This is a genomic window from Pedococcus sp. P2_E2 (genome assembly GCF_056403955.1).
The window spans coordinates 57,478-81,579 of sequence record NZ_JBFUEM010000005.1 but is presented as its reverse complement, the minus strand read 5'-3'; the positions used below and the strand labels follow the sequence as shown (position 1 = coordinate 81,579).

23 protein-coding genes, 1 tRNA gene and 1 riboswitch are annotated in these 24,102 nt (G+C 69.4%); of the genes, 19 read left to right on the top strand and 5 right to left on the bottom strand.

All coding sequences use genetic code 11. The features are described 5' to 3' along the window. Positions 1–170: 170 nt before the first annotated feature. A complete protein-coding gene (locus AC1DWR_RS11685) occupies positions 171–1,277 on the bottom strand; it encodes a Glu/Leu/Phe/Val dehydrogenase dimerization domain-containing protein (protein WP_477624470.1) in 1,107 nt (368 codons plus the stop codon). A 200-nt stretch (positions 1,278–1,477) separates the two neighbouring features. Here AC1DWR_RS11685 and AC1DWR_RS11680 point away from each other — a divergent pair, with 200 nt between their 5' ends. The 3 genes from AC1DWR_RS11680 (at position 1,478) to AC1DWR_RS11670 (ending at position 3,385) form a co-directional block, all read left to right on the top strand. Then, on the top strand, positions 1,478–1,666 hold the full coding sequence (locus tag AC1DWR_RS11680; RefSeq protein ID WP_179421480.1) for a BldC family transcriptional regulator: 189 nt from the start codon (positions 1,478–1,480) through the stop codon (positions 1,664–1,666). Positions 1,667–1,756: 90 nt separating this feature from the next. Next, positions 1,757–2,872: a CaiB/BaiF CoA transferase family protein gene (locus AC1DWR_RS11675; protein ID WP_477624469.1), complete on the top strand. Its 1,116-nt coding sequence runs from the start codon at positions 1,757–1,759 to the stop codon at positions 2,870–2,872. 120 nt (positions 2,873–2,992) lie between these two features. After that, the gene (locus AC1DWR_RS11670; RefSeq protein WP_477614028.1) at positions 2,993–3,385 is read left to right on the top strand and encodes a hypothetical protein; all 393 of its coding nucleotides are present in this window, start codon (positions 2,993–2,995) and stop codon (positions 3,383–3,385) included. A 162-nt stretch (positions 3,386–3,547) separates the two neighbouring features. Here the strand turns inward: AC1DWR_RS11670 and AC1DWR_RS11665 are convergent, their stop codons facing one another. Next, positions 3,548–6,964, bottom strand: a complete 3,417-nt coding sequence (locus tag AC1DWR_RS11665; protein WP_477624468.1) for a response regulator — start codon at positions 6,962–6,964, stop codon at positions 3,548–3,550. A 72-nt stretch (positions 6,965–7,036) separates the two neighbouring features. Continuing rightward, positions 7,037–7,774, bottom strand: coding sequence for a FadR/GntR family transcriptional regulator (locus AC1DWR_RS11660; protein WP_477614026.1), 738 nt, complete (start codon positions 7,772–7,774; stop codon positions 7,037–7,039). Positions 7,775–7,869: 95 nt separating this feature from the next. Between AC1DWR_RS11660 and AC1DWR_RS11655 the strand changes: the two genes are divergently transcribed. From AC1DWR_RS11655 to AC1DWR_RS11640, 4 genes are read left to right on the top strand one after another with little or no spacing between them, the layout of a single operon-like run. Further along, entirely contained in the window at positions 7,870–8,718 is an 849-nt protein-coding gene (locus tag AC1DWR_RS11655; protein ID WP_477614025.1) for a fumarylacetoacetate hydrolase family protein, read from the top strand. Further along, the gene (locus AC1DWR_RS11650; RefSeq protein WP_477614024.1) at positions 8,718–9,491 is read left to right on the top strand and encodes an SDR family NAD(P)-dependent oxidoreductase; all 774 of its coding nucleotides are present in this window, start codon (positions 8,718–8,720) and stop codon (positions 9,489–9,491) included. Before AC1DWR_RS11655 ends, AC1DWR_RS11650 begins: the two co-directional genes overlap by 1 nt. Further along, complete coding sequence (locus AC1DWR_RS11645) at positions 9,488–10,351, top strand: amidohydrolase family protein (protein ID WP_477624467.1); 864 nt, start codon at positions 9,488–9,490, stop codon at positions 10,349–10,351. The genes AC1DWR_RS11650 and AC1DWR_RS11645 overlap by 4 nt, the downstream gene beginning before the upstream one ends. Continuing rightward, a complete protein-coding gene (locus AC1DWR_RS11640; RefSeq protein ID WP_477624466.1) occupies positions 10,348–11,325 on the top strand; it encodes an aldo/keto reductase in 978 nt (325 codons plus the stop codon). Before AC1DWR_RS11645 ends, AC1DWR_RS11640 begins: the two co-directional genes overlap by 4 nt. A 5-nt stretch (positions 11,326–11,330) precedes the next feature. On the opposite strand, the gene AC1DWR_RS11635 is transcribed toward AC1DWR_RS11640, so the two are convergent. After that, positions 11,331–12,092, bottom strand: coding sequence for a FadR/GntR family transcriptional regulator (locus AC1DWR_RS11635; RefSeq protein ID WP_477614021.1), 762 nt, complete (start codon positions 12,090–12,092; stop codon positions 11,331–11,333). A gap of 145 nt (positions 12,093–12,237) precedes the next feature. Here AC1DWR_RS11635 and AC1DWR_RS11630 point away from each other — a divergent pair, with 145 nt between their 5' ends. From AC1DWR_RS11630 to rbsD, 7 genes are all read left to right on the top strand, one after another. Beyond that, positions 12,238–13,638 (top strand): ABC transporter substrate-binding protein, encoded by a 1,401-nt coding sequence (locus AC1DWR_RS11630; protein ID WP_477624465.1) that lies wholly within the window; start codon positions 12,238–12,240, stop codon positions 13,636–13,638. A 4-nt stretch (positions 13,639–13,642) separates the two neighbouring features. Further along, positions 13,643–14,554 carry a carbohydrate ABC transporter permease gene (locus tag AC1DWR_RS11625; RefSeq protein WP_477624464.1) on the top strand — a complete coding sequence of 304 codons (912 nt, stop codon included), beginning with the start codon at positions 13,643–13,645 and terminating at the stop codon, positions 14,552–14,554. Between the two features lie 10 nt (positions 14,555–14,564). Next, positions 14,565–15,509, top strand: coding sequence for a carbohydrate ABC transporter permease (locus AC1DWR_RS11620; RefSeq protein ID WP_477624463.1), 945 nt, complete (start codon positions 14,565–14,567; stop codon positions 15,507–15,509). A gap of 5 nt (positions 15,510–15,514) precedes the next feature. Further along, a complete protein-coding gene (locus AC1DWR_RS11615) occupies positions 15,515–16,651 on the top strand; it encodes a mandelate racemase/muconate lactonizing enzyme family protein (protein WP_477624462.1) in 1,137 nt (378 codons plus the stop codon). An 80-nt stretch (positions 16,652–16,731) separates the two neighbouring features. Continuing rightward, a complete protein-coding gene (gene deoC / locus AC1DWR_RS11610) occupies positions 16,732–17,430 on the top strand; it encodes a deoxyribose-phosphate aldolase (protein WP_477624461.1) in 699 nt (232 codons plus the stop codon). Continuing rightward, a complete protein-coding gene (locus AC1DWR_RS11605) occupies positions 17,420–18,382 on the top strand; it encodes a ribokinase (protein WP_477624460.1) in 963 nt (320 codons plus the stop codon). The genes deoC and AC1DWR_RS11605 overlap by 11 nt, the downstream gene beginning before the upstream one ends. Further along, positions 18,379–18,876 (top strand): D-ribose pyranase, encoded by a 498-nt coding sequence (gene rbsD / locus AC1DWR_RS11600; RefSeq protein WP_477624459.1) that lies wholly within the window; start codon positions 18,379–18,381, stop codon positions 18,874–18,876. Before AC1DWR_RS11605 ends, rbsD begins: the two co-directional genes overlap by 4 nt. 114 nt (positions 18,877–18,990) lie before the next feature. On the opposite strand, the gene AC1DWR_RS11595 is transcribed toward rbsD, so the two are convergent. Further along, positions 18,991–19,067: transfer RNA gene (locus AC1DWR_RS11595), tRNA-Phe, on the bottom strand. A gap of 172 nt (positions 19,068–19,239) precedes the next feature. Here AC1DWR_RS11595 and AC1DWR_RS11590 point away from each other — a divergent pair. The 5 genes from AC1DWR_RS11590 to AC1DWR_RS11570 all read left to right on the top strand — a co-directional run bounded on the left by AC1DWR_RS11590 (position 19,240) and on the right by AC1DWR_RS11570 (position 24,082). Continuing rightward, complete coding sequence (locus tag AC1DWR_RS11590) at positions 19,240–20,163, top strand: NADP-dependent oxidoreductase (protein ID WP_477614016.1); 924 nt, start codon at positions 19,240–19,242, stop codon at positions 20,161–20,163. Positions 20,164–20,318: 155 nt separating this feature from the next. Next, a riboswitch (SAM riboswitch) is annotated at positions 20,319–20,433 on the top strand. A 283-nt stretch (positions 20,434–20,716) separates the two neighbouring features. Further along, the gene (ssuE, locus tag AC1DWR_RS11585) at positions 20,717–21,292 is read left to right on the top strand and encodes an NADPH-dependent FMN reductase (RefSeq protein WP_477614015.1); all 576 of its coding nucleotides are present in this window, start codon (positions 20,717–20,719) and stop codon (positions 21,290–21,292) included. Beyond that, positions 21,292–22,347, top strand: a complete 1,056-nt coding sequence (locus AC1DWR_RS11580; RefSeq protein ID WP_477614014.1) for an ABC transporter substrate-binding protein — start codon at positions 21,292–21,294, stop codon at positions 22,345–22,347. The genes ssuE and AC1DWR_RS11580 overlap by 1 nt, the downstream gene beginning before the upstream one ends. Continuing rightward, positions 22,344–23,189: an ABC transporter ATP-binding protein gene (locus AC1DWR_RS11575; protein ID WP_477614013.1), complete on the top strand. Its 846-nt coding sequence runs from the start codon at positions 22,344–22,346 to the stop codon at positions 23,187–23,189. Before AC1DWR_RS11580 ends, AC1DWR_RS11575 begins: the two co-directional genes overlap by 4 nt. Then, the gene (locus AC1DWR_RS11570; protein ID WP_477614012.1) at positions 23,189–24,082 is read left to right on the top strand and encodes an ABC transporter permease; all 894 of its coding nucleotides are present in this window, start codon (positions 23,189–23,191) and stop codon (positions 24,080–24,082) included. Before AC1DWR_RS11575 ends, AC1DWR_RS11570 begins: the two co-directional genes overlap by 1 nt. The last annotated feature ends 20 nt before the right edge of the window (positions 24,083–24,102 follow it).

The following is a 24,102-nucleotide window of genomic DNA, read 5'->3' as shown; positions in this document are numbered from 1 at the left end:
CGTGACCCCCTCATGCGTCTGCCGGGACGGCATCGCCTTGTCGAGTCACCATGTCGGCGCCTCGGCTCGACGGAGCGGTCCCGGGAATCGTGTATTTGTCGTGAGGACAACGCTACATGAGCGATGCAAGTTCTGTGGCGAGACCCGCGTCTCACCGGGCGATCGCGTGCTCAGCGGGCAGGGAGCCAGATCCCGGCGGCCTGCCTGGCCGCCATCCGCTCCTCGGCGATGTGGTCGGCGGCCGCGGCAGGGGTGATGTTGCGCGCATCCGCCGTCTCGAGCACCTCGAGGGTGTGGTCGAAGATCGCCGTGGCGCCCTTCTTGGCGCGCTCGAAGTCGAAACCGTGCAGCTCGTCGCTGACCTGGATGACGCCGCCGGCGTTGACGAGGAAGTCCGGGGCGTAGGTGATGCCGCGCTCGCGGAGCCGGTCGGCCGTGCCGCCCTCACCCTCCAGCACGAGCTGGTTGTTCGCGCCGCCACAGACGACGGTGGCCTTCAGGTTCTCGACCGTGGTGTCGTCGAGTGCGCCGCCGAGGGCGCACGGCGCGTAGACGTCGATGTCGGAGGTCACGAGGGTCGCGGTGTCGGGGACGACCTCGATCTCGGGGTGCTGCGCCGTCAGGGCCGCCAGCGCCTGCTCGTTGACATCGGTCACCACCACCGTGGCGCCGTCCTCCAGGAGGTGTCCGGCGAGGATGCGGCCGACCTTGCCGACCCCGGCGATGCCGACGGTCCGGCCCTTGAGCGTCGGCTGGCCCCACAGGTGCTGGGCGGCAGCGCGCTGGCCCTGGAAGACGCCGAAGGCCGTGAGCACGGAGGAGTCGCCGGCGCCGCCGTTGGCCTCGGAACGACCGGTCGCGAAGCGGGTGGTCTCGCTGACGATGTCCATGTCGGCGACGTAGGTGCCCACGTCGCACGCCGTGACGTAGCGGCCGCCGAGGGACTCCACGAAGCGGCCGTAGGCGCGCAGCAGGTCGGGGGTCTTGTCCGTCGCCGGGTCGCCGATGATGACCGCCTTGCCGCCGCCGAGGTCCAGGCCGGCCACCGCGTTCTTGTAGGCCATGCCCTTGGACAGGCGCAGCACGTCGGCCAGTGCCGCGTCCTCGCTGGCGTAGGGGTAGAACCGCGTGCCGCCCAGGGCCGGCCCGAGAGCCGTGCTGTAGATCCCGATGATGGCCCGCAGGCCGGTCGCCCGGTCGTGGCAGAAGACCACTTGTTCGTGCTGGGACGTGGAGGTGGCAGGCGTCGAGATGCTGGGCGACGAGGACGCGGTCACGGTGGTGACTCCTTGAGCTCGGTGAGGCGCAGGGCGGGGAGGTCGGCGCGGATCGCGCGCCTGGACCCAGCGTAATCCCGCTCACGGGTTGGTCCGGTGACTAGTCCCAACGGGCCATATCGGATGACCCGTTGGGAATGTTCCCAAAGGGTCCCGCTTGTCCGATTATGGAACCACGTCCCCTGCACAAGGAGTTAGACATGGTTACTCGCACCACCGAGGTCGAGAAGTTGCTCACGCCTGCGGAGGTGGCCTCACTGTTCCGGGTCGACCCCAAGACAGTGACGCGTTGGGCCAAGGCGGGGAAGCTCAACTCCATCCGCACGCTCGGTGGCCATCGCCGCTACCGAGAAGTCGAAGTTCGCGCGCTTCTCACTGACGTCCTCTGACAGTTCACTGACGTCCGCTGACGGACTCGCGCGTCGAGGGGCAGGGCCTGGCGCGCACCTGACAGCGGTGCTGGCGGTACGTTCGGTCCCATGGACTCGGCGCGCCGTTCTGGCCCTCTCGCGGGCGTCCGGGTCGTCGAGGTCGGCGGGATCGGTCCCGGCCCTTTCGCCGCGATGATGCTGTCCGACCTCGGTGCGGACGTCGTACGCGTCGACCGGCCAGGTGAGGACCTGAGGGCCACCCATGGAGTGCTGCTGCGGGGGCGGCGGTCCGTGGTCGTGGACCTCAAGTCCGACGAGGGTCTGGCTGTCGTGCTCGGGCTGATCGCTGCGTCCGACATCCTCATCGAGGGATTTCGTCCGGGTGTCGCCGAGCGGCTCGGCTTCGGTCCAGACGTTGCGCTGCAACGTAATCCGCGCATCGTATACGGCCGCATGACGGGGTGGGGGCAGGACGGACCGTATGCCGCCCTGGCCGGTCACGACATCACCTACCTGGCGGTGGCGGGCGTTCTCGACGCCTTCGCCGGCCCCGACGGGCGGCCGGTGCCGCCACTGAACCTGCTCGGGGACTTCGGCGGCGGGGGGATGCTGCTGGCACTCGGGGTCGTCTCGGCGCTGTGGCACGCGCGCGAGTCCGGGCAGGGCCAGGTCGTCGATGCGGCGATCGTCGACGGCGTCGGGGCGATGACCGCGATGCACCAGTCGATGCTCGGCTCGGGGATGTGGCCGGCGGCCAGAGGGTCGAACCTGTTCGACGGGGGAGCGCCGTTCTACCGCTGCTACCGCACGAGCGACGACCGCTGGGTCGCGGTGGGCGCGATCGAGCCGATCTTCTACGAGCGGCTCCTGGCCGGGCTCGGGCTGGACCGCGCCGCGGTGGGTGCCGACCAGATGGAGCTCGCCTCCTGGCCGATGGTCTCGGAGATGGTTGCCGACCGCTTCGCCGCACGGTCCCTTGCGGAATGGGTGGCGGTCTTCGGTGACCTCGACGCCTGTGTGGCGCCGGTCCTGACCGCCCAGGAAGCGCGCTCCGATGCCCACCTCGACGCCAGGCAGGCGTATGCCGCCGTCCCCGGTGCCCCCGGGACGGTCCAGCCGGCCCCGGCCCCGCGGTTCTCGGTGACCCCCACGACCGCGGGGCAGCCCGCGGGGGCGCCGGGACGGCATACCGACGAGGTCGTGCGTGGGCTAGCCGAACGTTAGGCGGATTGACGGTCCACCGAACAGCCGACCCAATGGTCAAGGCTTGGCAAAGTTCGTTCTCCGGAGCCGAAATCCGCGCTTCCATCAGGGGGCACACCTCTTCACACCCTTGGAGCCCCCGTGACCAACAGCCTCGGCACCTTCCTGCAGGAGCAGCTTCGCGTGCTCGGCTGGAGCCGCGCGACCCTCGCGACGCGCAGTGGTCTGGACGAGTGGACGCTCGAAGGGATCCTCGACACCCCGGTCCTGCCGGAATGGCCCCAGCCCGACGAGATGCTGGCGCTGTCCCGTGCACTGTGCCTCTCCGTCCGCGAGATCGTGCTGCGATCCGCCGAGGGGTGCGGCCTGTCCGTGCTCGGCGGCATCGAGCACCCCGAAGCTGTACTGCTGGCCACCAACGACGAGCTGATGCGCGAAGTGCGCCGTCGGCTGGCCCTCGGTGCACGCACAGGGCAGTACATCACCAGCGCACCCCAGCACTGGGGTGTCGACACCGGCATCCAGTCGGCGTAAGGGTGGCCGGCACCTCCCCCTGCGGTGCCGCGCCGTCCGACACACCCAGCCCCCGTCCCTCAGCCAGACGGGCGCTGGAACGGCAAGAGAGCAAGTCCCTTCAACGGAAGCCACCGGTCATCCCACAGATGACCGGTGGCTTTCGTGATGGAGGCGTGGGGGTCAGGACAGCCGGCGCAGCGTGACAGCGAAGGACTCGAGCGCCCGGACGGCCGCGTCGAGCTCACGTTCCACGGCCACCAGGGCAGGCTGGTCGACGACCACGCCGTCCTCGCCGAGGTGCTCGACGTCCGCGCAGAGCAGTGCGAGCCGTTCGGCCCCGAGGTTGGCCGCGCTGCCCTTGAGACCGTGTGCCGCGCGACTCAGCTCGTGGGCCGCGCCCGCCTCGCGGTGCTCGCGCATGGTGGCCAGCGCGGCCCGGGAATTGGGCCCGAACCTGTCGATGAACCGCAGCAGCATCGTCGGGTCGCCCGGGTCGAGGTCGAGCAGCTCCTCGAGGCGCGAGGGGTCCAGCACGGTGGTGTCCGCCCGAGACGCGAGCCGTCGGCTGTCCGTGGCGTCGGTCTCTGCGCTGTGGTCGCCGTTGACCGGGACCCAGCGCTCCAGGGTGTCGCGCAAGAGCGCCACGTCGACGGGTTTGGTGAGGAAGTCGTCCATGCCCGACTCGAGGCAGCGCTCGCGCTCGCCGGCGATGGCCGCCGCCGTCATCGCGATGATGGGCGTCCGGTACTGGTCGTCCTCGAAGGAGCGAATCATGCGCGTGGCGTCGTAGCCGTCCATCTGGGGCATCTGGCAGTCCATCAGCACCGCGTCGTACGCGCCGTCGGCCGACTGGAACGAGTAGTAGCCGGCCAGCCCGTTCTCGGCGACGTCCACGGCATACCCGAGGCTCTCGAGGATGCCGACGGCCACCAGCTGGTTGACCTCGTTGTCCTCCACGACGAGGACGCGGCCCCGGGAACCCATCGGGAGGCGCCGGTCGGCGCGGCCGGGAGTCGAGGAGGCGGTTCCAGGGGCGATCGGTGCACCGTTCGGCGCACCGTTCGGCGCACCGTTCGGCGGGGCGGTCTCGGCGCGGGCGCCGGCCAGGTCGGCGAGGGTGTCCAGCAGGCTGGAGGGCAGCACGGGCTTGGTCAGCGACACGTCGATGCCGGCCGCCGTCAGGACCTCTGGATCGAGGTCCATGGCCGAGGTGAGCAGGACGATCCGGGTGTCGCCGAAGCGGCCGTCACCACGCATCATCCGGGCGAACTGCTCGCCGTTGACGCCGGGCATGAGGTAGTCCAGCAGCACCACGTCGAAGGGCTGCCCGCGCCGGTGGGCGTCGTCGAGGAGCCCGAGACCTTCGACCCCCGACGAGGCGATCGCCGCCTCGATCGACCAGCCGGCCAGCTGCTCCTCGAGGATGAAGCGGTTGGTCTCGTTGTCGTCGACGACCAGCACGCGCAGCCCGGCCACCGAGGGCACGGGCGCGGCGACGGCGGCGCTGACGCTGGCCGGCGCGAAGCGCACGGTGAACCAGAACGTGCTGCCGTACCCGGACTCGCTGTTCACGCCGATCTCACCGCCCATGGCCTCGACGATCTGGCGACTGATGGCCAGGCCGAGCCCCGTGCCGCCGTACTCGCGCGTGGTGGAGCTGTCGCCCTGGGAGAACGCGGTGAACAGCCGCTCCTTGACCTCGGGCGTCATGCCCGACCCGGTGTCACTGACCTCGACCCGCAGCACGATGCCTGCGTCGGTGGCCTCCGCGCTCGTCCCGTCGCTGGTCTCGACGCGCGTCACGTCGCTCGTCGCGTCGCTGGTCGCGTCGCTGGTCTCGTCCGTCGTCTCGACGGTGGCCCGGACGACGACCTCGCCACTGTTGGTGAACTTCACGGCGTTTGCGGTCAGGTTGGAGATGACCTGCCCGAATCGCACGGGGTCGCCGCTCACCACGGCAGGGACGTCCGGGTGGCAGGTCACCGCAAGCTCGAGGTCCTTGGCGCGCGCGCGCTCTGCCATCATGGTGGTGCTCTGCTCGACGATGGCTCGCGGGTCGAAGTCGACCGCCTCGAGGTCGAGCCGCCCGGCCTCGATCTTGGACAGGTCGAGGATGTCGTTGACGAGGGAGAGCAGGCTCCGGCCGGCGCCGTCGATGCCGTCGGCGAGCCGTCGCTGGTGCGGCGTGAGGTCGGTGCGTCCGAGCAGCTCGGACAGCCCGATCACGCCGTTGAGCGGGGTGCGGATCTCGTGGCTCATCGTCGCGAGGAACTCGGACTTGGCCATCGACGCGCTCATCGCGTTGTCGCGCGCCTGCTCGAGTCGCTCGGCGGCCAGCTGACGCTCCGCGACCCGGGAGAAGATCGCCGCCGCCCTGGCCACCGTCAGCCCGTCGCTGTCGGTGGGCGGGGTGGTCGCCCGCGTGTCCATGACGACGACGCACGCGGCGCGGTCCTCGGCCACCACGGGCGCGGCCACGAGGGCGGTGCCCTCCGTCGTTAGGGAGGCTTGGGGGCTGCGCGACTCGACGGCGGCCATCGCGATCCGGGTGGCCTCGGCGACGTCCTGTTCCGGCACGTCGCGGGTCTCGCCCGGGACGGGTTCGAGCTCGCCGTCCCTGGTCACCACCCACGCTGCCACCGGCTGCCATCCCGTGTGCCGTGCCACGTCCTTGAGGATCGTGGGGATGACCTCGGCCAACGTCGTCGCGTCGTTGGCCGCGGTTGCCATGGACGTGAGCAGGGCCAGGGCCTGTTCCGCGTCCTTGCTCTCGGTGATGTCCTGGGAGGTGCCGCCCATGCGCAGGGGGGCTCCGGTGACCTCGTCGCGGGTGAGGCGGCCACGGCCACGGATCCAGCGCAGGGAGCCGTCGCTGTGGAAGATGCGCGCGTCGAACTCGAACTCGCCCGTCTCCTCCAGGGCGCGCCGGACCACCTCGGCCACGGCGTCCCGGTCGTCGGGGTGCATCCGGTCGAGGAAGCCCTGGTAGTTGGGGACGAAGCCGGAGTCGGGCTCCACGCCGTAGATGCGGTAGAGCTCGTCGGACCACGCCACGACGTCGCTGCCGACGTCCCATTCCCAGCTGCCGATCTTGGCGATGTGCTGCGCCTCGGCGAGCTGCGCCTCGCGCCGTTGCAGTGTCTCGATCAGCCGTCGCTGATCGCTGTACTCGGTCACCCGGTGCAACCATCCGACGTGGTTGCCGTCGTCGTCCCTGATCGGGGTGTGGCTGACCAGTGCCCAGAACCGCTCGCCGTTCTTGCGCAGCAGGCTGCACTCGAGGTTGCTGCCGGGGGCGCTGCTGCCCTGCAGTCCGCTCAGGTGTTCGGCGAACTGGGCCTGGCCGGTCGCGTCCAGGGTCTCGAAGACGGACAGCCCGTCCATCTCGTCGACCGTCCTGCCCAGCATCTCCGCAAGTCGTGGGTTCGCGAGCACGGTCCTGCCCTCGGCGTCGAAGACCCACAGGCCGTCGGGCGACGCCTCGACCAGCCAGCGGCTCAGGTCGCCGAGGTCGGCCTTGCCGCCCAGGGTCCCGAGGTTGCTCGCACCTGCGGTACGTCCACGGGCGCCTGGGTCGAGGGGCTGCGGATGCTGCACGCAGTGATCTTCCTTCATCAGCCCGACGGAAGCCCACTGAAACACTCAATTCGCCCCAGATCCCTCGACGGCTCAGCCCTGATCTGGGGCGTTCTCCGGGCGCCTGCGCTGCCACGACTCGAGGATGTGTTCGTCCATTGCCCGCTGTGCCGCCACCGCGTCACCAGCCACGACGGCGTCGTGCACCCGTTGGTGGGCCTCGTTGGTCAACCGGATGTGCTGCGCGGAAGGGTCACCGACGTAGCGCAGGCTGCGGTAGGCCTCGTCGGTCAACGTGTGGATGATGGCGCGGCCGAGGCGATTGCGTGAGGCGGCCATGATCTCGTCGTGAAAGGCCACGTCGGCCGCGAGGTATGCCGTGGCGTCGCCGATGCTCGCGTCGAGGGTGGCCATCCGCTCGGAGATGGCCGCTCGCTCGGCCGGTGTCGAGTTCGTGGCCGCCTGCCCGGCCATCTGGCCCTCCAGTGCCCGCCGGACATCGACCAGGTCGCCCAGGATCACGTTTCCCGCGTCGTGGCGTACCACCGCCGAGAGGACGGTCGGGTTGAGCAGGTCCCAGTCGGCCAGTGGCCGGACCCGTGTGCCCTGGCCCTGCTGCACCGTGACCATGCGCATGGCCTCCAGCGCCTTCACCGCCTCACGGACGACCGTGCGGCTGACGCCGAACGTCTCGCACAGCGCCGGTTCGGTGGGCAGGCTGTCGCCGGTACTCAGTCCGTCGCTCACCAGCCAGTCGACCAGCTCCTCGACCACCGCGGTGGCAAGGCGGCGGGGTCGTCGAGGCCACGGCGAGGACAGGCTTGCGCTCATGACGCCAGCATAGCGAGAAGACCCGCTTGACAGAATACGTATGACGAATAATCATTGCCTGACGAGAACTGTGACGACGAGAGGCAGCACCCGCAATGAAGCTGGCACGCATCGGAGCCGTCGGCGCAGAGCGCCCTGCCGTGCAGGACGAGCTGGGCACCTGGCGCGACCTCAGCCGGGTCGTCGGCGATCTGGACGGCGGAATCCTGTCCGGCGACTTCGCCGGGACCGTGGAGCGCGCGTTGGCTGCCGGTGACCTCCCAGTGGTCGAGAACCTTTCGAGGTTCGGTCCACCGCTGGCCAGGATCGGCAAGATCGTCTGCGTCGGCCTCAACTACCGCGACCACGCCGCGGAGACGGGTGCCACGGTGCCGAGCGAGCCCGTGCTCTTCATGAAGGCTCCCGACACGGTGGTGGGACCCGACGACGAGGTCCTGGTGCCACGCGCCTCGGCGAAGACCGACTGGGAGGTGGAGCTCGCCGTCGTGATCGGCCGCGAGGCCGCCTACCTCGAGAGCCCCTCCGCCGCGGCCGCGCACATCGCCGGCTACGCCATCAGCAACGACGTCTCCGAGCGAGAGTTCCAGATCGAACGCGGTGGCCAGTGGGACAAGGGCAAGAACTGCGCGACGTTCAACCCGTTCGGCCCCTGGCTGGTGACACCCGACGAGGTGACCGACCCGCAGGCGCTCAGCCTCCGGCTCTGGGTCAATGGCGAGCTGAAGCAGGACGGCAAGACCTCTGACATGGTCTACGGGGTCCACTTCCTCGTCCACTACATCAGCCAGTTCATGAGGCTGTACCCCGGTGACGTGATCAACACCGGCACCCCTGCCGGGGTCGCCCTCGGGGTGCCCGGCACGCCCTATCTCAAGGCTGGGGACGTCGTCGAGCTGGAGATCGATGGCCTCGGTCGCCAGCGCCAGACCTTCGGAGCCGCGTGATGACCGCCGTTACCGCAGTGGGAGAGCTCGCCGGACTCAAGGCCCTCGTCACCGGTGGCGCCTCGGGGATCGGGCTGGCCATCGCCGACCTGCTGGCCGACCGCGGCGCGGCGGTCGCCGTGCTGGACCGTGACGTCAGCCCGGTGGCCGGGGGCCGACACCTCGCCGTGGCGGCAGACGTCAGTGACGACTCCGCGGTCAGGGCTGCCGTGGCGGAGGCGGTCGCCACCCTCGGAGGCCTCGACATCGTCGCCAACAACGCCGGCATCGGCGCCCAGGGCGGCGTCGACGCCAACGACGACGCGGAGTGGCTCAGGGTGCTGGACATCAACGTCCTCGGCATCGTGCGGGTGACTCGCGCTGCCCTGCCGAGTCTGCGCGCGTCAGACCAGGCCGCGATCGTCAACATCTGCTCCATCGCCGCGACCGCAGGCATCCCCAACCGCGCGGCATACTCGGCCAGCAAGGGCGCCGTCCTGTCGCTGACCCTCGCCATGGCGGCGGACCTGCTGCCCGAGGGCATCCGGGTCAATGCGGTGAACCCCGGCACGGCCGACACCCCTTGGGTGGAGCGCCTGCTCAGCGCCGCCGACGACCCCGCGGCCGAGCGGGCAGCGCTCGAGGCCAGGCAGCCGCACGGCCGCCTGGTCACCCCGATGGAGATCGCCCACGCCGTCGCCTACTTCGTCTCTCCCCTCGCCGGCTCGACGACTGGCACCACCTTGGCTGTCGACGGCGGGATGGACCGGCTTCGACTGCGACCCAGGTCGTGACCTCTCGGCACGGGTCAGTGGTCGACGACCGCATCGACGCGCACGTGCACCTCTGGGACCTGGCGGTCAGGCCCCAGGGATGGACGACGGCCTTTCCTGCGATCGACCGGACGTTCACGATCGCTGACCTCGAGCCGCAGCTGGCTGCTGTCGGCGTCGGCGGGGCCGTCCTCGTCGAGACGATCAACGTCGCGGCGGAGACTCCCGAGCTGCTGGCCCGGGCGGTCGGAAGCCCCACCGTCCGCGGAGTGGTGGGGTGGGTCGACCTGACGTCGCCCGATGCGTCCGACCGGATCGCCGAGCTGCGGTCCCTGCCGGGTGGTGACCGGCTGGTGGGCCTACGACACCAGCTCCAGGGGGAGCCCGACCCGCAGTGGTTGGACCGCATCGACGTCCGGCGTGGGCTCGCGGCCGTGGGCCGAGCGGGGCTCGCCTTCGACCTCCTCGTCAGGGAACGCCAGCTCCCCTCGGCGATCGGGGCTGCCCGCCGGTCGCCGGACGTCAGGTTCGTCCTGAGCCACCTCGGCAAGCCCTCGATCGCAGCGGGTGACCTCGAGCCGTGGGCCACCCACCTCGCCGACCTCGCAGCCTCGGAGAACGTCGCCTGCAAGCTCTCCGGGATGGTCACGGAGGCGTCCCCGACCTGGTCGGTCGGAGACCTCAGCCCGTATGCCGCCCACGCCCTCTCCGTCTTCGGGCCGGACCGCATGATGGCGGGTTCGGACTGGCCGGTCTGCCTCGTTCGCGACGACTATGCGACGGTGTGGAGGGTGAACGAACAGCTCGTGGCCCAGCTCTCGCCTGCCGAGCAGCGCGCTGTCCTCGGGGGCACCGCGACGACCTGGTACGGCCTCTCGTGACCGACCTCGTGAGACGCCGGCTGGGTTCGACCGAGGTCGGGGTGAGCGCGCTCGGCTTCGGAGGAGCCAACCTCGGGAACCTCTACCGCGCAGTCTCGGACGACCAGGCCCGCGCAGCGGTGGATCACGCGTGGGACCAAGGGATTCGGTACTTCGACACGGCGCCCCACTACGGCCTCGGGCTGTCCGAGCGCCGGCTGGGAGGGGCCTTGGCCGGTCGGCCGCGGGCCGAGTACGTCGTGTCCACGAAGGTCGGACGCCTGTTGGTCCCGAACGAGGACGCCACCGGCTCTGACCTGGCCCAGCAGTTCGACGTCAGGGACGACCTGCGTCGCGAACTGGACTACTCAGGTCCCGGCGTGCGCCGAAGTCTCGAGGAGAGCCTGGAGCGACTGGGCATCGACCAGGTCGATGTCGCGTTCGTGCACGACCCGGACGACTTCGTCCAGCAGGTGATCGACGGAGCGCTGCCGGAGCTGGCGCGGATGCGCGACGAGGGCATCGTGAAGGCGATCGGCGTGGGCATGAACCAGTGGCAGGAACCGCTGCGGTTCGTGCAGGAGTGCGACCTCGACGTCGTGATGCTCGCGGGTCGGTGGACCCTGCTCGACCGCAGCGGTGCGCCGCTGCTCGACGCGTGCCTCTCGCGAGGGGTCAGCGTCGTGGCGGCCGCTCCCTTCAACTCAGGCCTCTTGGCGCTGGCCGATCCGCAGGCGGACTCGCACTTCAACTACGACACCCCTGACGCACGGCTGCTCAGGGCAGCCCGTGACCTCGCCGCCCTCGCGGGGGAATACGGCTGCACGCTGCCCCAGGTCGCCCTGCAGTTCCCGCTCAGGCACGCCGCCGTCGCGAGCGTCGTTGCCGGGCTCGGCAAGCGCGAGCACGTCGACTCTGCGGCCCGGTGGCTGCTGGAGCCGGTGCCGGAGGCGTTCTGGGAGGACGCCGACTCGGTCGTCGAAGGCCTTCTCTGACGGCGTCAGCCGGCCGAGGTCGTGCCCCGTGCGTCCGCCGCAGTGGGACGGCGTCGCTCCCAGGACCCGAGGATGTGCGCGCGCATCGCCTGTCCCGCGCGGGCGCCGTCGCGGTGCTCCACGGCGTCGAGGATTGCCCGGTGCTCCGCGAGCGTGATGTCGATGTTGGACCGTGTCGCCGAGCCGTGGTAGCGACCGGTGGTTCGGGCTTGGTCGTGGATGCTGGTCACGATGGCGCGCCCCAACCGGTTTCCGGACAGGACCATCACGGCATCGTGGAAGTCCACGTCGGCGCGAGCGAAGGCCGCGGCATCCTCGGAGCTGTCCGTCATCTCGGAATAGGCCAGCCTGAGCGGGTCCAGGTCTGCGGCCTGCTGACCGCGGCAGGCCTCCTCCGCCATCGCCATCTCCAACGCGGCACGGACCGACACGAGGTCGTCGAGGATGCCCAGCGACTCGTCGTGCTTGACCATCGCGCTCAGGACGACCTCGTCGATGAGGTCCCAGGCGTCCATGGCGCGCACGACGGTGCCCACCCCCTGACGGCTCGACAGCAGCCCCTTGGACTGCAAGGTCTTCACGGACTCGCGGATCACGGTCCGGGAGACGCCGAGCTGTTCCCCGAGCTCGGCCTCGGAGGGCAGGATCGTGCCGACGGGCAGGGCACCGCTCACGATCTGGTCCACCAGGGTCGCGATGACCGCCGTCCCCAGGCTGGAGCGCTGGGCCGGAGCCGGAGCGGTCCATCTGCCGTCCTCGGTCGTCATGCTGACTCCTTCTTCGGTGCACATGTCCTTGGGCGGATCGTAGCGGCGATCCTCCTATTGCCTGATCATCATATGTATTATATCTTAGGAGTCAGCACCGCGGCACCTGGCCGCTCAGGACCTTGATCGACAAAGGAGTCATCTCATGGGTATCGGAATGCGGAACACCTCCGCCGGAGGCGCGGCGGCCGCTCGTGCGCCGCGGGCCGTGGTCGCGGCAACTGCGCTTGCCTGCGCGCTTGCCCTGGCCGCCTGCGCCGGTGGACAGAGCATTGGCGCCACCAAGAACAACGCGGACACCGGGAGCCCCTTCGGCTTCAAGACCGCAGCCCAGGACGCGAAGGCCGAGATCACGGTGTGGGTGGACTCCACCCGACAGCCGGTCGCCGACGCGTACGTTGCTGCCCACCCGGACGTGAAGGTCAAGGTCGTCGCCTACGACGGCAACGCGAACGGGTCGAACTCCTTCAAGACCAAGACGCAGCTGTTCGACCGTGCCGGCTCCGGCTGGCCGGACGTCGCCTTCACGACGGACAACAGCTCGGCTGCCTGGGGTTCACTGACTGGCACCGGCGACCTCGCCCCCGTCAACAAGGGACTCGTGCCCGCGGCGACGCTCGATGGGTTCTCCAAAGGCGCTCTCGACGTGTGCACGCTCGACGGTGTGGCCTACTGCCTCCGCAACGACCTCGCCCAGAATGTGCTCTGGTACAACAAGAAGCTGATGGACAAGTGGGGGTACACCGTCCCGAAGACGTGGGCGGAGTATGAGCAGCTCGGGAACAAGGTGGCCGCTGAGCACCCGGGATACCTCGTCGGCACCGCCGGCGACGCCTGGACCCCGGAGATCTACATGTGGGCCGCGCAGTGCCCGGCCAACAAGGTCGACGGGCCCACCAAGCTCACGGTCAACACGAGCGACGCCAACTGCGTCAAGGCGGCCAAGCTCCTCGACGGCCTGATCGCCAACAAGTCGATGTCGACCCTGTCGTTGTTCGGTCCCGAGTTCGCCAAGACCAAGGCTGACAAGGTGCTCCTGCTGCCTGGGCCGTCGTGGTACGGCGGCGCTGTCTTCCAAGGCACGCTCAAGACCCCGAAGGGCGAGCTCGCAGTTGCTCCTCCACTGGCATGGGATGCCGGCACGGCGTCGACGGGCAACGTCGGCGGTGGTGCATGGTGGGTCTCGGCGCACAGCAAGAACCTCAAGGCGGCCGCCGACTTCGCATCCTGGGTCACGAGCCAGTCCGCCGTGGGAGGCACACTCCTGCCGACCTACCCGGCATACAGCCAGGCGGCAGCGGCGTGGCTCGCCGAGACGCAGAAGAGCGGCTACTACGCCGGTGACATCGCTCCCGCGCTGCAGCAGGCAGCCGGGCAGGTCTGGTCGGGCTGGGGCTCGCCGTCCTTCAGCCAGGAAGCGATCTGGGCCAAGGTCGTCCAAGCGGGCATGACCAAGGGCGAGACCATCGAGTCGCTGCTCCCCGCATGGCAGAAGCAGATCGAGAACGAAGCCAAGATCCTCGGCTACCAGGTCAAGACCAGCTGACGTCATGGCAATCCCCACTGCAACGATCCCCGGGAGTCGGCCCGCCGCCGGCTCCCGGGGGCACGGCAAGGCCGGGTACGTCTTCGTGGCGCCGTTCGCCATCCTCTTCCTGTTCTTCGGGGTCATCCCGGTGCTGTACTCGCTCTACCTCGCATTCACCTCCGGATCGGGGGGTTTCGCGGGTCTGTCCAACTTCACGAAGGCCGCCACGGACTTCAGGTTCCTGCCGGCCGTGGGCCACGTGGCAGCCTTCGTCGCGATCTGGCTCCTGCTCCTCTCCGTCCTCGTCGTCACCCTGACCCTGGTCATGAACCGGGTGGCACGGCGTCGGACCAAGACCTTCGTCCGGTTCGCCTACTACATCCCCGGCGCCCTGGCCGGCGCCTCGAGCGTGCTCCTGTGGCTCTTCCTGCTGGACCCCACGGTGAGTCCGGTGGCCTGGGTCCTCAAGGCGACGGGTTCCGATACGTTCCAGCAGGTCGTCGCTCCGGGACACCTGCCGGTGATCTTCGCCCTCATCGCCTTCTGGACGGGCGCCGGCGGCTGGATCCTGGTGCTCTACGGCGCGTTGAACACCATCCCCACCGAGGTCATCGAGGCCGCCAAGGTCGACGGGTGCGGTCCTGTCCGCAGCGCGTTGCAGATCGAGCTGCCGATGATCCGCAAGTCGGTCGTCTACATGCTGATCCTGTCCCTGGCAGCAGGCACGCAGCTGTTCGTGGAACCCCAGCTCGTCTCCCAGGCCAGCTTCGGCGTGGTTCCCAACGACTACAGCGTCAACCAGCTCGCCTACATCTATGCCTTCGGTCAGAACGACTTCAACGGATCAGCGGCCATATCGATCATGTTGCTCGTCGTCGCGGCACTCGCAGCGGGCCTGTTCGTCGCCCGCGGCCGACTCTTCGAGACGGACTGAGAGAGACGTCATGACAACCACCACGAGACCCGACACGCGGCAACGAGCCAGCAGGCCGGCATACCAGCGGGGAAGCGGCTCACCCACCTCTGGCACGTTCGCCGGGCGGACGCTGATGGCCATCGTGCTCGGCGTGTTCGCCCTGTTCTTCCTCGTACCCGTCATCTGGCTCTTCCTCGCGGCCACCAAGGACTCGCGCGAGCTGGTGAACGACGCACCCTTCAGCCTGGGGAGCCTGACCGCGTTGCGCGACAACTGGAACGCCTTGATGTCGTTCCAGGACGGAGCCATCAGCACCTGGATGACCAACTCGGTGCTCTATGCCGGGCTGGCGTTGGTCCTCACCCTGGTCGTGAGCCTCCCCGCGGGGTACGCCCTGGCCAAGATGCGCTTTCGCGGTCGGCGGCTCCTGCTGGTCGCGACCCTCGTCGTGATGCTCATGCCCGCGACCTCGCTCGTGCTGCCCATCTTCCTGGAGATCAACTACCTCAGCCTCGTGAACACCCCCCTGTCGGTCGTGCTGCCGTACTCGTTCTTTCCGTTCGGTGTCTACCTGGCTTACATCTACTTCTCGACGGCCATGCCCAGCGAGCTGCTGGAGGCGGCCAAGATCGACGGCTGCGGTGAGCTGCGGACCTTCACCTCGATCGTGCTTCCCCTCTCCACCCCCGTGGTGGCCCTCGTGGGCTTCTTCAGCTTCGTCCAGAACTGGAACAACTTCTTCCTGCCCTATGTGATGCTGCCCGGCAGTGAGGCCTACCCCATGCAGGTGGGCCTGACGCAGATGCTCGCGTCGACGCCCAACTTCAACCCTGTGGTGGGTGCCAACGCCGCCGTGAGCCCGCCGGAGCTCGTCCTGGCCACCCTCGTGTCGGTCGCGCCTGTGCTCGTGGTCTTCCTGATCGCGCAGCGGTTCCTCGTCACCGGCCTGACCGCCGGCGCGACGAAGGGCTGACGTCGATGAAGATCACCGGATACCGCAGCCTCACGACGCACCACCGGTGGGGACGCTCGGTCGGCGACGCCAACGGGTTCATCCCCGACGCGGTGACCGAGGTGCCCATCCTGATCATTGAGACAGACGAGGGGGTCGAGGGCGTCGGGCTCGGGTCGCACCGCGACGTCGACCGTGTGTTCGCGGCCGTCGAGGGCGAGGACCCGCGCGCGGTCGTCGCCCTCTATGACCGGATGCTCCGGCAGGTGTTCAAGGCAGGGCACCAGGGCGCGACCTTCGGAGCTGTCGGTGCGCTCGACATGGCGTTGTGGGACCTCAAGGCCAAGTTCGCCGGGGAGCCGTTGTGGCGCCTGCTCGGAGGCCGGGACCGGTTCGTTCCCGGATACGCCTCCGGGCTTGACGCGGGCCTGACCGAGGACGAGCTCGTCGAGGTGTACGAGTCGTTCGCCGCCCGAGGCTTCACGGCGGCGAAGGTCAAGGGTGGACTCGACCCGGCCCGCGACCTCGTCCGCCTGCGACTGGTGCGTGAGATCTTGTCGCGGGGCAACGTCTCGCCCGCGCTCATGCTCGACGCCAACGAGGTCTGGCAGCCGAAGGAGGCGATCCGTCACGTGGGCATGCTCGAGGAGCACGTCGACCTCACCTGGGTCGAGGAGCCCGTGCGGCGCTGGGACGCCGCGGGTCACCACCTCGTCCGTCGCGGCATCAAGGCCGCGGTCGCGACGGGCGAGAACCTCACCGGACTCGAGCAGTACCGACCCCTGCTCAGCGCCCAAGGGGTCGACGTCGTGCAGGCCGGGAGCGTCTGGGGCATCACCCACTTCCTGCGCGTGGCCGCGCTCGCCCATGCCTACGACCTCCCGGTCAGTCCGGTGGGCTACCACACGAATCCGCTGGCGGCCGCTGCGACATCGCTGCCCAACGTCATCGCGATCGAGGTGCAGAACCTCGAGGAGCCGCTCGGCATCACCGTCGACCACACGGTCGCCGACGGCGGCCTGGTCCTGGGTGACAAGCCGGGCAGCGGGGTCGTGGTCGACGAGTCCGCCATCGGGGGACTGTCGGGCGCCGCGTGGTCGTCGGCCAGTGGTCCCCACGTCCGCTCCAGCCGGGCGGGACTTCGCTTGACCCAGCCCACGTGACGCGGTTCACCAGCGCGGACCGCGTGACTCGATCCACCACAGACCCTGTGACCCCATCCACCAGAGAAGAAGGACCACTCATGATCGACTTCGCCGACTCCAAGGCCGTCGCCAAGGCCATCCAGTACACCAACGTGAACCCAGACCTCACGCGCGACGGAGTCCTGGAGCACCTGCGGACGGCACTGGAGTACGGCTTCGACGCCGCCATGATCGCGCCGGTGTGGGTCTCCCTCGGCAAGGAGGTGCTGGCCGGCTCCGAGGTGAAGGTGGCTTCCACCCTCAACTTCCCGATGGCCAACGACACCCTGGGTATGCGGCTCGCCGCCTTGCGGGAGCTGGCCAAGGAGGGCGCGGACGAGTTCGACTTCCCGCCCCACCCGGGCTACCTGCTGGGCGGCCAGGTCGCGGAGTACACGCGCGACATGAACGAGATCGTCAAGGCCGCGCACGACGAGGGCATGAAGGTCAAGGCGATGCTCGAGTTCGGCTACCTCGACGAGGCGCAGAAGGTGCTGGCCACGCGGATTGCCTACGAGGCCGGCATCGACTGGGTCAAGCAGTCCAGCGGATGGGGTGTGGGCGGCTGTGCCGCCACCGTGGAGGACGTGGCCCTGCTCAAGGCAAACATCGAACCGCCTTGCCGCGTCAAGGTTTCCGGCAAGGTCAACTCGCTGGAGAAGATGCAGGCGATGTTCGAGGCGGGGGCCGAGCTCGTCGGCACCAGCTCGGCGCCGCAGATCGTGGACGGGCTGGTCGGTGACGCCGATGCCTACTGAGGCTTCCACCGCCCCGCGGGTGGCCGTCATCGGGAGCTACGCCAAGGCGATCGTCATCACGGCCGACCGGATCCCCACCACCGGTGAGACCCTCGTAGGCAGGGACTACCGACAGACCTTTGGTGGCAAGGGATCTGACATGGCCGTGCAGGCCGCGCGACTCGGTGCGGCCGTCGACTTCATCGGCGTCGTCGGCGACGACCCCTTTGGTCGCGAGTTCCTGGACCTGCTCGCCGACGAGGGCGTCACGACCACCCATGTCAGGGTGACAGGTGAGCAGCCCACTGGTGTCGGCTTGATCATCAAGGACGAGGCCGGACACAACATCATCGTCGTGGACCCCGGCGCCAACGCGGTCTTCTCGACCGACGACGTGGCTGCCGCTGGCGCTTCGCTGGAGGAGGCGCTCGTTGCCGTAGCCCAGCTCGAGATCCCGCTCGCCACTGCCCTAGCCGGTCTCGCAGCGGCCAAGCGGGCGGGTCGCCAGACCGTCCTGAACCCCGCTCCTGCGGTGCCGCTGGCCGCCGTGCTGCCTGCCGAAGGACTCACGGGTGTGGATGTCATCACCCCCAACGAGACCGAGGCGCGCGTGCTTGTCGGCCTCGGTCCCGACAGCACCGAGGACAACCGGCTCATCGCGGACCGCCTGCTGGCGATGGGAGCGGGCGCCGTGGTGATCACGAGGGGCGAGCACGGCGTCGACCTCTTCACGTCCGACGACGAGGTCCACCTCGAACCCCACAAGGTGGACGTGGTCGACTCCAACGGGGCAGGCGACAGCTTCAACGCGGGACTCGCAGTCGCGCTGGCCGAGGGCCGCGACCTCGTCGAGGCGGTCCGCTTCGCCAACGCCGTCGCGGCACTGTGCTGCGAGGGCTGGGAGACCGTGCCGTCCTACCGTGACCGGTCCGCGGTCGACGAGTTCCTCGCCGCCGCCGGAGTCCGGCGATGAAGGGCGGCGCGCTCCTCCACCCGGAGCTGGCGAAGGCGTTCGCGACGCTCGGCCACACCGACACCATCCTGGTCACCGACGCCGGGTTCCCGATCCCGGCAGACGCCCACCGGATCGACCTCGGCCTGCGTCCGGGGCTGGTCGACGTGCGCGACGTGCTGCGGGTGGTCCTCGACCAGGTCTTCGTCGAAGAGGCAGTGTTCGCGCCAGAGCTCAAGTCCCACCATCCGACCCTGTACCGCGAGGTGCAGACGATCTTCACGGGTTCGGGGGCCACGTTCAGCCAGGCCAGCCACGAGCAGCTGTGCAGCGACTACGCCCCTCGGGCCAAGTTCGTGATCAGGTCGGGCTCGTTCGAGCCCTGGGCCAACTTCTCGCTGGTCGCCAGCACCGACCCGTTCGCCTGGTTCTCAGACGACGACGTGGAGATCCTGCCTGCCTATGTCGAGCGGCGCCGGCGGATCCGGGACGGGCAGATTCCCGAACTGCCCTGAGGGACGTGCACATCGTGGGCGTCGGTCGCCGCCAGCTGGGGGGCCGGCCCTGGCGATCGGCTTCACGTGAAGTCGAGACCGCCGGTCATCGAGGTGATGACCGGCGGTCTCGGGTGGTGGCCAGGGGCGGGGTCGAACCGCCGACCTTCCGATTTTCAGTCGGACGCTCGTACCAACTGAGCTACCTGGCCGTGGGTGCATGTGCGTGATGGTGACCATGCAATCCAGAACATGCGATCGCGGCGGCCTCGTGCCGAAGCCCGGGGGACCGTCGCGACTGCAGGATCATAGCCGATCCGTGCTGCCCCCTCACAACCGACGGTCATCGCGGAATACCCCGTGGGTGGCGACGTTGCCCCCACCATGAAGGCAATCACCTTCGCCGAGTACGGCGACCCCGACATCCTCCAGCTCACCGACCTCCCCGACCCCAAGGTCGGCCCCGGCGAGGTGCTCATCCGCGTGCGCAGCGCAGCCGTGAACCCTGTCGACTGGAAGGTCATGAAGGGCTATCTCGACGGCCTCATGGTCGTGGAGTTCCCCGCGATCCCGGGCTGGGACGTCTCGGGAGTCGTCGAGGCGGTCGGCCCCGACACCCCCGAGTGGGCCCCCGGCGACGAGGTGATCGCCTACGCCCGCAAGGACTGGGTGCAGGGCGGCACCTTCGCCGAGCTTGTCACCGCGCCCGTCCGCACGGTCGCCCGCAAGCCGAAGTCCCTCGACTGGCACCAGGCGGCGGGCCTCCCGCTTGCCGGCCTCACGGCATACCAGCTGATCGCTCGGCTGGGACTCAAGGATGGCGAGACGGTCCTCGTGCACGCCGCCGCCGGTGGAGTCGGTCTCTTCGCCGTGCAGATCGCCCGAGCTCTCGGCGCGCGCGTGATCGGCACCGCCTCCGAGGGCAACCACGAGTTCCTGCGCGGGCTGGGTGCAGAGCCGGTGACGTATGGCGCGGGGCTGGCCGAGCGCGTACGTGAGCTGTCGCCCGACGGCGTGGACGTCGTGGCCGACTTCGTCGGCGGGGTCCTGGACGTCACGCAGGCCGTTCTCGCCGACGGTGGACGGCACGGGTCGATCGCCGACGGCACCGTCGCCGAGGCCGGTGGCATCGCCGCATGGGTGCGGCCCAACGCCGAGGACCTGACTGCGCTGGGCGACCTCGCCGACGCGGGTCGGCTGACCGTGCCGGTGGCCGACGTGTTCGCGCTCGCGGATGCGGCTGAGGCGTTCGAGCTGAGCCAGACCGGGCACGTCCGCGGCAAGATCGCCATCGAGGTCAGCGTCTGACGGACCCTGGCGGGCCCCCGCCACGCATATGACGCCTGTCCAAAAGGGCGCCCGCGCAACGGATTCCGTGCGTGGGCGCTCTTTGTCGTCCCACCATGCGAGAGGCATATCCTACTTATTTGATAGGCAATGAAGGAACCGCTACCTTCGACGTAGGTCATGAGCTCCAGTGACAAGCCCCGGCTCGCTGGACGGCAACCCTCCCACTCGCGGTGGGGTGCTCCGGGTGAAGACCAGGTGGCAGTCGAACGACCGCCGCAAGCGCGAGGCTCGAGCCTCATCCGAGGACGGAAACCCATGAAGGACAACGGATCCAGGCAGGCAGCCGATCGCTCCTGCCGACCCGTCCTGCGCAGGCACATCGACCTGCTCAGGGTTTCCAGCGCGCTCTGTCGCCCCTGACGCGCGCCCTCGTCGTTCGTCGGCTTCAGCCGGTCTCTGACCTGCGCTCGTAGGTCTGTTCGGCACCTGCTGCCTCGAAACCCATTCTCCTCCAACGGTTCTGCGCCTCGGCGCGGGACCGGCGATTCCCCTTGCCCGAAAGGATCCACCCATGGCTGTCATTGCCACGATCTCCAGCAGTCCCTCCCTCTCCTCCAAGACCGACGCCGTCCTCTCCGACATCGCGAGACAGCTCCAACGCGCCGGCCACGTCGTCGTCCCGATCGTGTTGCGGGACCTGCCGGCCGGCCCACTCCTGCGCGGGGACGCCCATGACCCCGACGTGGCCCGCGCCGTGGCTGCGCTCGAGGCGGCAGACGCGGTCGTCGTGTCCACCCCGGTCTACAAGGCGGCCTACGGCGGCCTGCTCAAGACCTTCCTCGACCTGCTGCCGCAGTTCGCGCTGCGGGGCAAGGTCGTCCTGCCGGTGGCCACCGGCGGCACGCCCGCCCACGTGCTGGTCGTCGACTATGCCCTCCGCCCCGTCCTGGCGAGCCTGTCGCCGAGCAGCATCACCCCGGGCTGGTTCGTCCTGGCCGACCACGTGAGGCTCGTCGACGGGGGTGAGGCCTTCCTCGACGAGGCTGCCCTGCGCCCGCTGCGCGAGGTCACGACCGTCTTCCTCGACACCGTGGCAGGACGCTCGCTGGTCACCGCGGGTGCCGTGCTCCGCGAGGCGGTGGCCTGATGCGCACGATCCGTGGTTCCTTCACCGCGAGCCGGGCGCTGGTCGCCTCGCTGGCGGCGGCCCTCCCACTCGTCCTGGTGTCCGGCTGCTCGCTCCCGTCGAGCGAGGCCAGCACGTCCGCGAAGGACAAGGGGCCGGTGACCATTCGCTACCAGGGGTGGGCCAACTCGGTGTCCCTACCTGAGCTCGCCTCCGACCTGGGCTACTTCCCCACCCTCAAGCTCAACTGGGTCGGCAACACCACGAGCGGTCCCCAGGACATCCAGTCCGCGGCCACGGGGCAGACCGACTTCGGCGGTGCGTTCTCCGGCGCCGTGGTCAAGCTCATCAGCGCCGGCGCCCCGGTCAAGGCCGTCATCAACTACTACGGCGAGGACGTCAGGACGTTCAACGGCTTCTACGTCAAGGACGACAGTCCGATCCGGACCCCGCACGACCTGATCGGCAAGAAGGTCGCTGTCAACACCCTGGGGGCGCACGCCGAGGCGGTCATCGACACCTACCTGAAGAAGAACGGCCTCACGCCGGCGCAGATCAAGCAGGTGCAGCTGGTCCCGCTGCCCCCGAACGACACCGAGCTGGCCGTTCGGCGTGGGCAGGTCGACGTCGGCACCCTCTCGGGGGTCCTGCAGGACCACGCCATCGCCACGGGTGGGCTGCGGTCGCTGTTCAGCGACTACGAGCTGTTCGGCGCCTTCAACGGTGGTCAGTACGTCCTGCGGGACGACTTCATCGCCAAGCATCCTGCGGCAGCCAAGGAGTTCGTCACCGGGGTCGCCAAGGCGATCGAGTGGGAGCGCACGAGCCCTCGCGAGACCGTCATCGCGCGGTTCAGCACCATCATCGAGAAGCGTGGTCGCAACGAGAAGACCGACAACCTCAAGTTCTGGAAGAGCGTGGGAGTCGCCAGCAAGGGCGGCGTGATCAGCGACCAGGACTTCACCCGCTGGGAGCCGTGGCTCGTCGACAGCGGGGTCCTCAAGCAGGGCGCGCTCAAGCCCCGCGACCTCTACACCAACGACTACAACGGGCTCGCGTCGAAGGCGTCCTCATGAGTGCCCACATCGAGCTGCGTGGCGTGACCAAGGAGTTCGCGCTCCGCCCGACCAGGGACCAGCCGCAGGCGCGCACGCTGGTCGCGCTGGAGGACGTGTCGCTGGAGGTGCCACGCGGTGAGTTCCTCACGCTGGTCGGACCGAGCGGGTCGGGCAAGACCACCTTGCTCGACCTGCTCGGCGGGCTGAGCCGCCCCACGAGCGGCAGCGTCCTCGTGGACGGCGCCGAGGTGACCGGTCCCGGTCTCGACCGGGGCATCGTCTTCCAGCAGTACGCCCTGTTTCCCTGGCGGACCACCCTCGCCAACGTGACGTTCGGCCTCGAGCAGCGGGGACTGAGTCGCCGCGAGCGCACCGAACGGGCCCGCGAGAACCTGGCCCTCGTGGGGCTCGAGGGGTTCGAGGACCGCTACCCCCACGAGCTCTCCGGTGGGATGAAGCAGCGGGTCGCGATCGCCCGGAGCCTGGCCTACCAACCCGGGATCCTCCTCATGGACGAGCCGTTCGCGGCCCTTGACGCGCAGACCCGTGAACAGCTGCAGGACGAGCTGCTGCGGATCTGGCGAGCCACCGACACGACGGTCGTGTTCATCACCCACGGCATCGAGGAGGCGGTCTACCTCGGCCAGCGCGTGGCCGTCCTGAGCGCCCGCCCCGGGCGTCTCAAGGCCCTCGTCGACGTCGACCTCGGCGACCGCGAGTCCACCACGGACCTGCGGTCGGACCCCCGCTTCGTGCACTACCGGCACGAGGTCTGGACGCTCCTGCACGACGAGGTGCGCCGCGCCCAGGACGCCGGTCACCTCAAGATCCAGCCCGACGGCACAGAGAAGGCAGCCTGATGAGCACCGCAACCCTGGACCCAGGTCGTGATCTGACAGCGCCGACGCAGCCCGGCCCGGCACCCGAGGCGAGCGTGGCTCGGCGGGCTGCCACGCGGCATACCTGGTGGGGTGCCGTCGCGCGCCGCCTCGGGCGGGGGACGCGCAGGTCTGCGGCCGTCGTGCTCTTCCTGCTGTTGTGGGAGTTCGGCACGCAGTACCTGCTCGACCCCGCGCGCAAGGTGTTCCTCCCGCCTCTGCACGAGGTGCTCCAGGCGTGGTGGGGACTGGTCCAGAGCGGCCAGCTCCAGCAGCACGTCGCGGCCAGCCTGACCCGGTCGGTGATCGGGTTCAGCGTCGCGGTCGTCGCGGGCATCGGGCTGGGACTCGTGGTGGCGTGGTACGACGGCCTGCGCGAGTTCCTCACGCCGCTGCTGGAAGCCTTCCGCAACACGGCCGCCCTCGCGCTCCTGCCGGTCTTCGTCCTACTGCTCGGGATCGGGGAGACGAGCAAGATCTCGATCGTCGCGTACGCGAGCTTCTTCCCGGTGCTGCTCAACACGATCGCCGGGGTGCGCACGGTCGACCCGCTCCTCGTCAGGGCCGCCCGGTCGCTGGGGCTGGGCAGCCTGAGGCTGTTCCAGAAGGTGGTCCTGCCCTCCGCGGTGCCCACCATCTTCACGGGCGTCCGGATGGCGGGCACGGCCTCGATCCTGGTCCTCATCGCCGCCGAGATGGTGGGCGCGAAGGCGGGGCTGGGCTACCTGATCGTCAACGCCCAGAGCAGCTTCCAGATCCCGGACATGTATGCCGGCATCCTCACCGTCTCGCTGTTCGGGCTCCTCGTGAACACCGTCCTCGTCCGGCTGGAGCGGCACTTCTCGCGCTGGCGCGTCGCTGCCGCGGCCCGCTGACCAGCACCCCAGATCCGTTG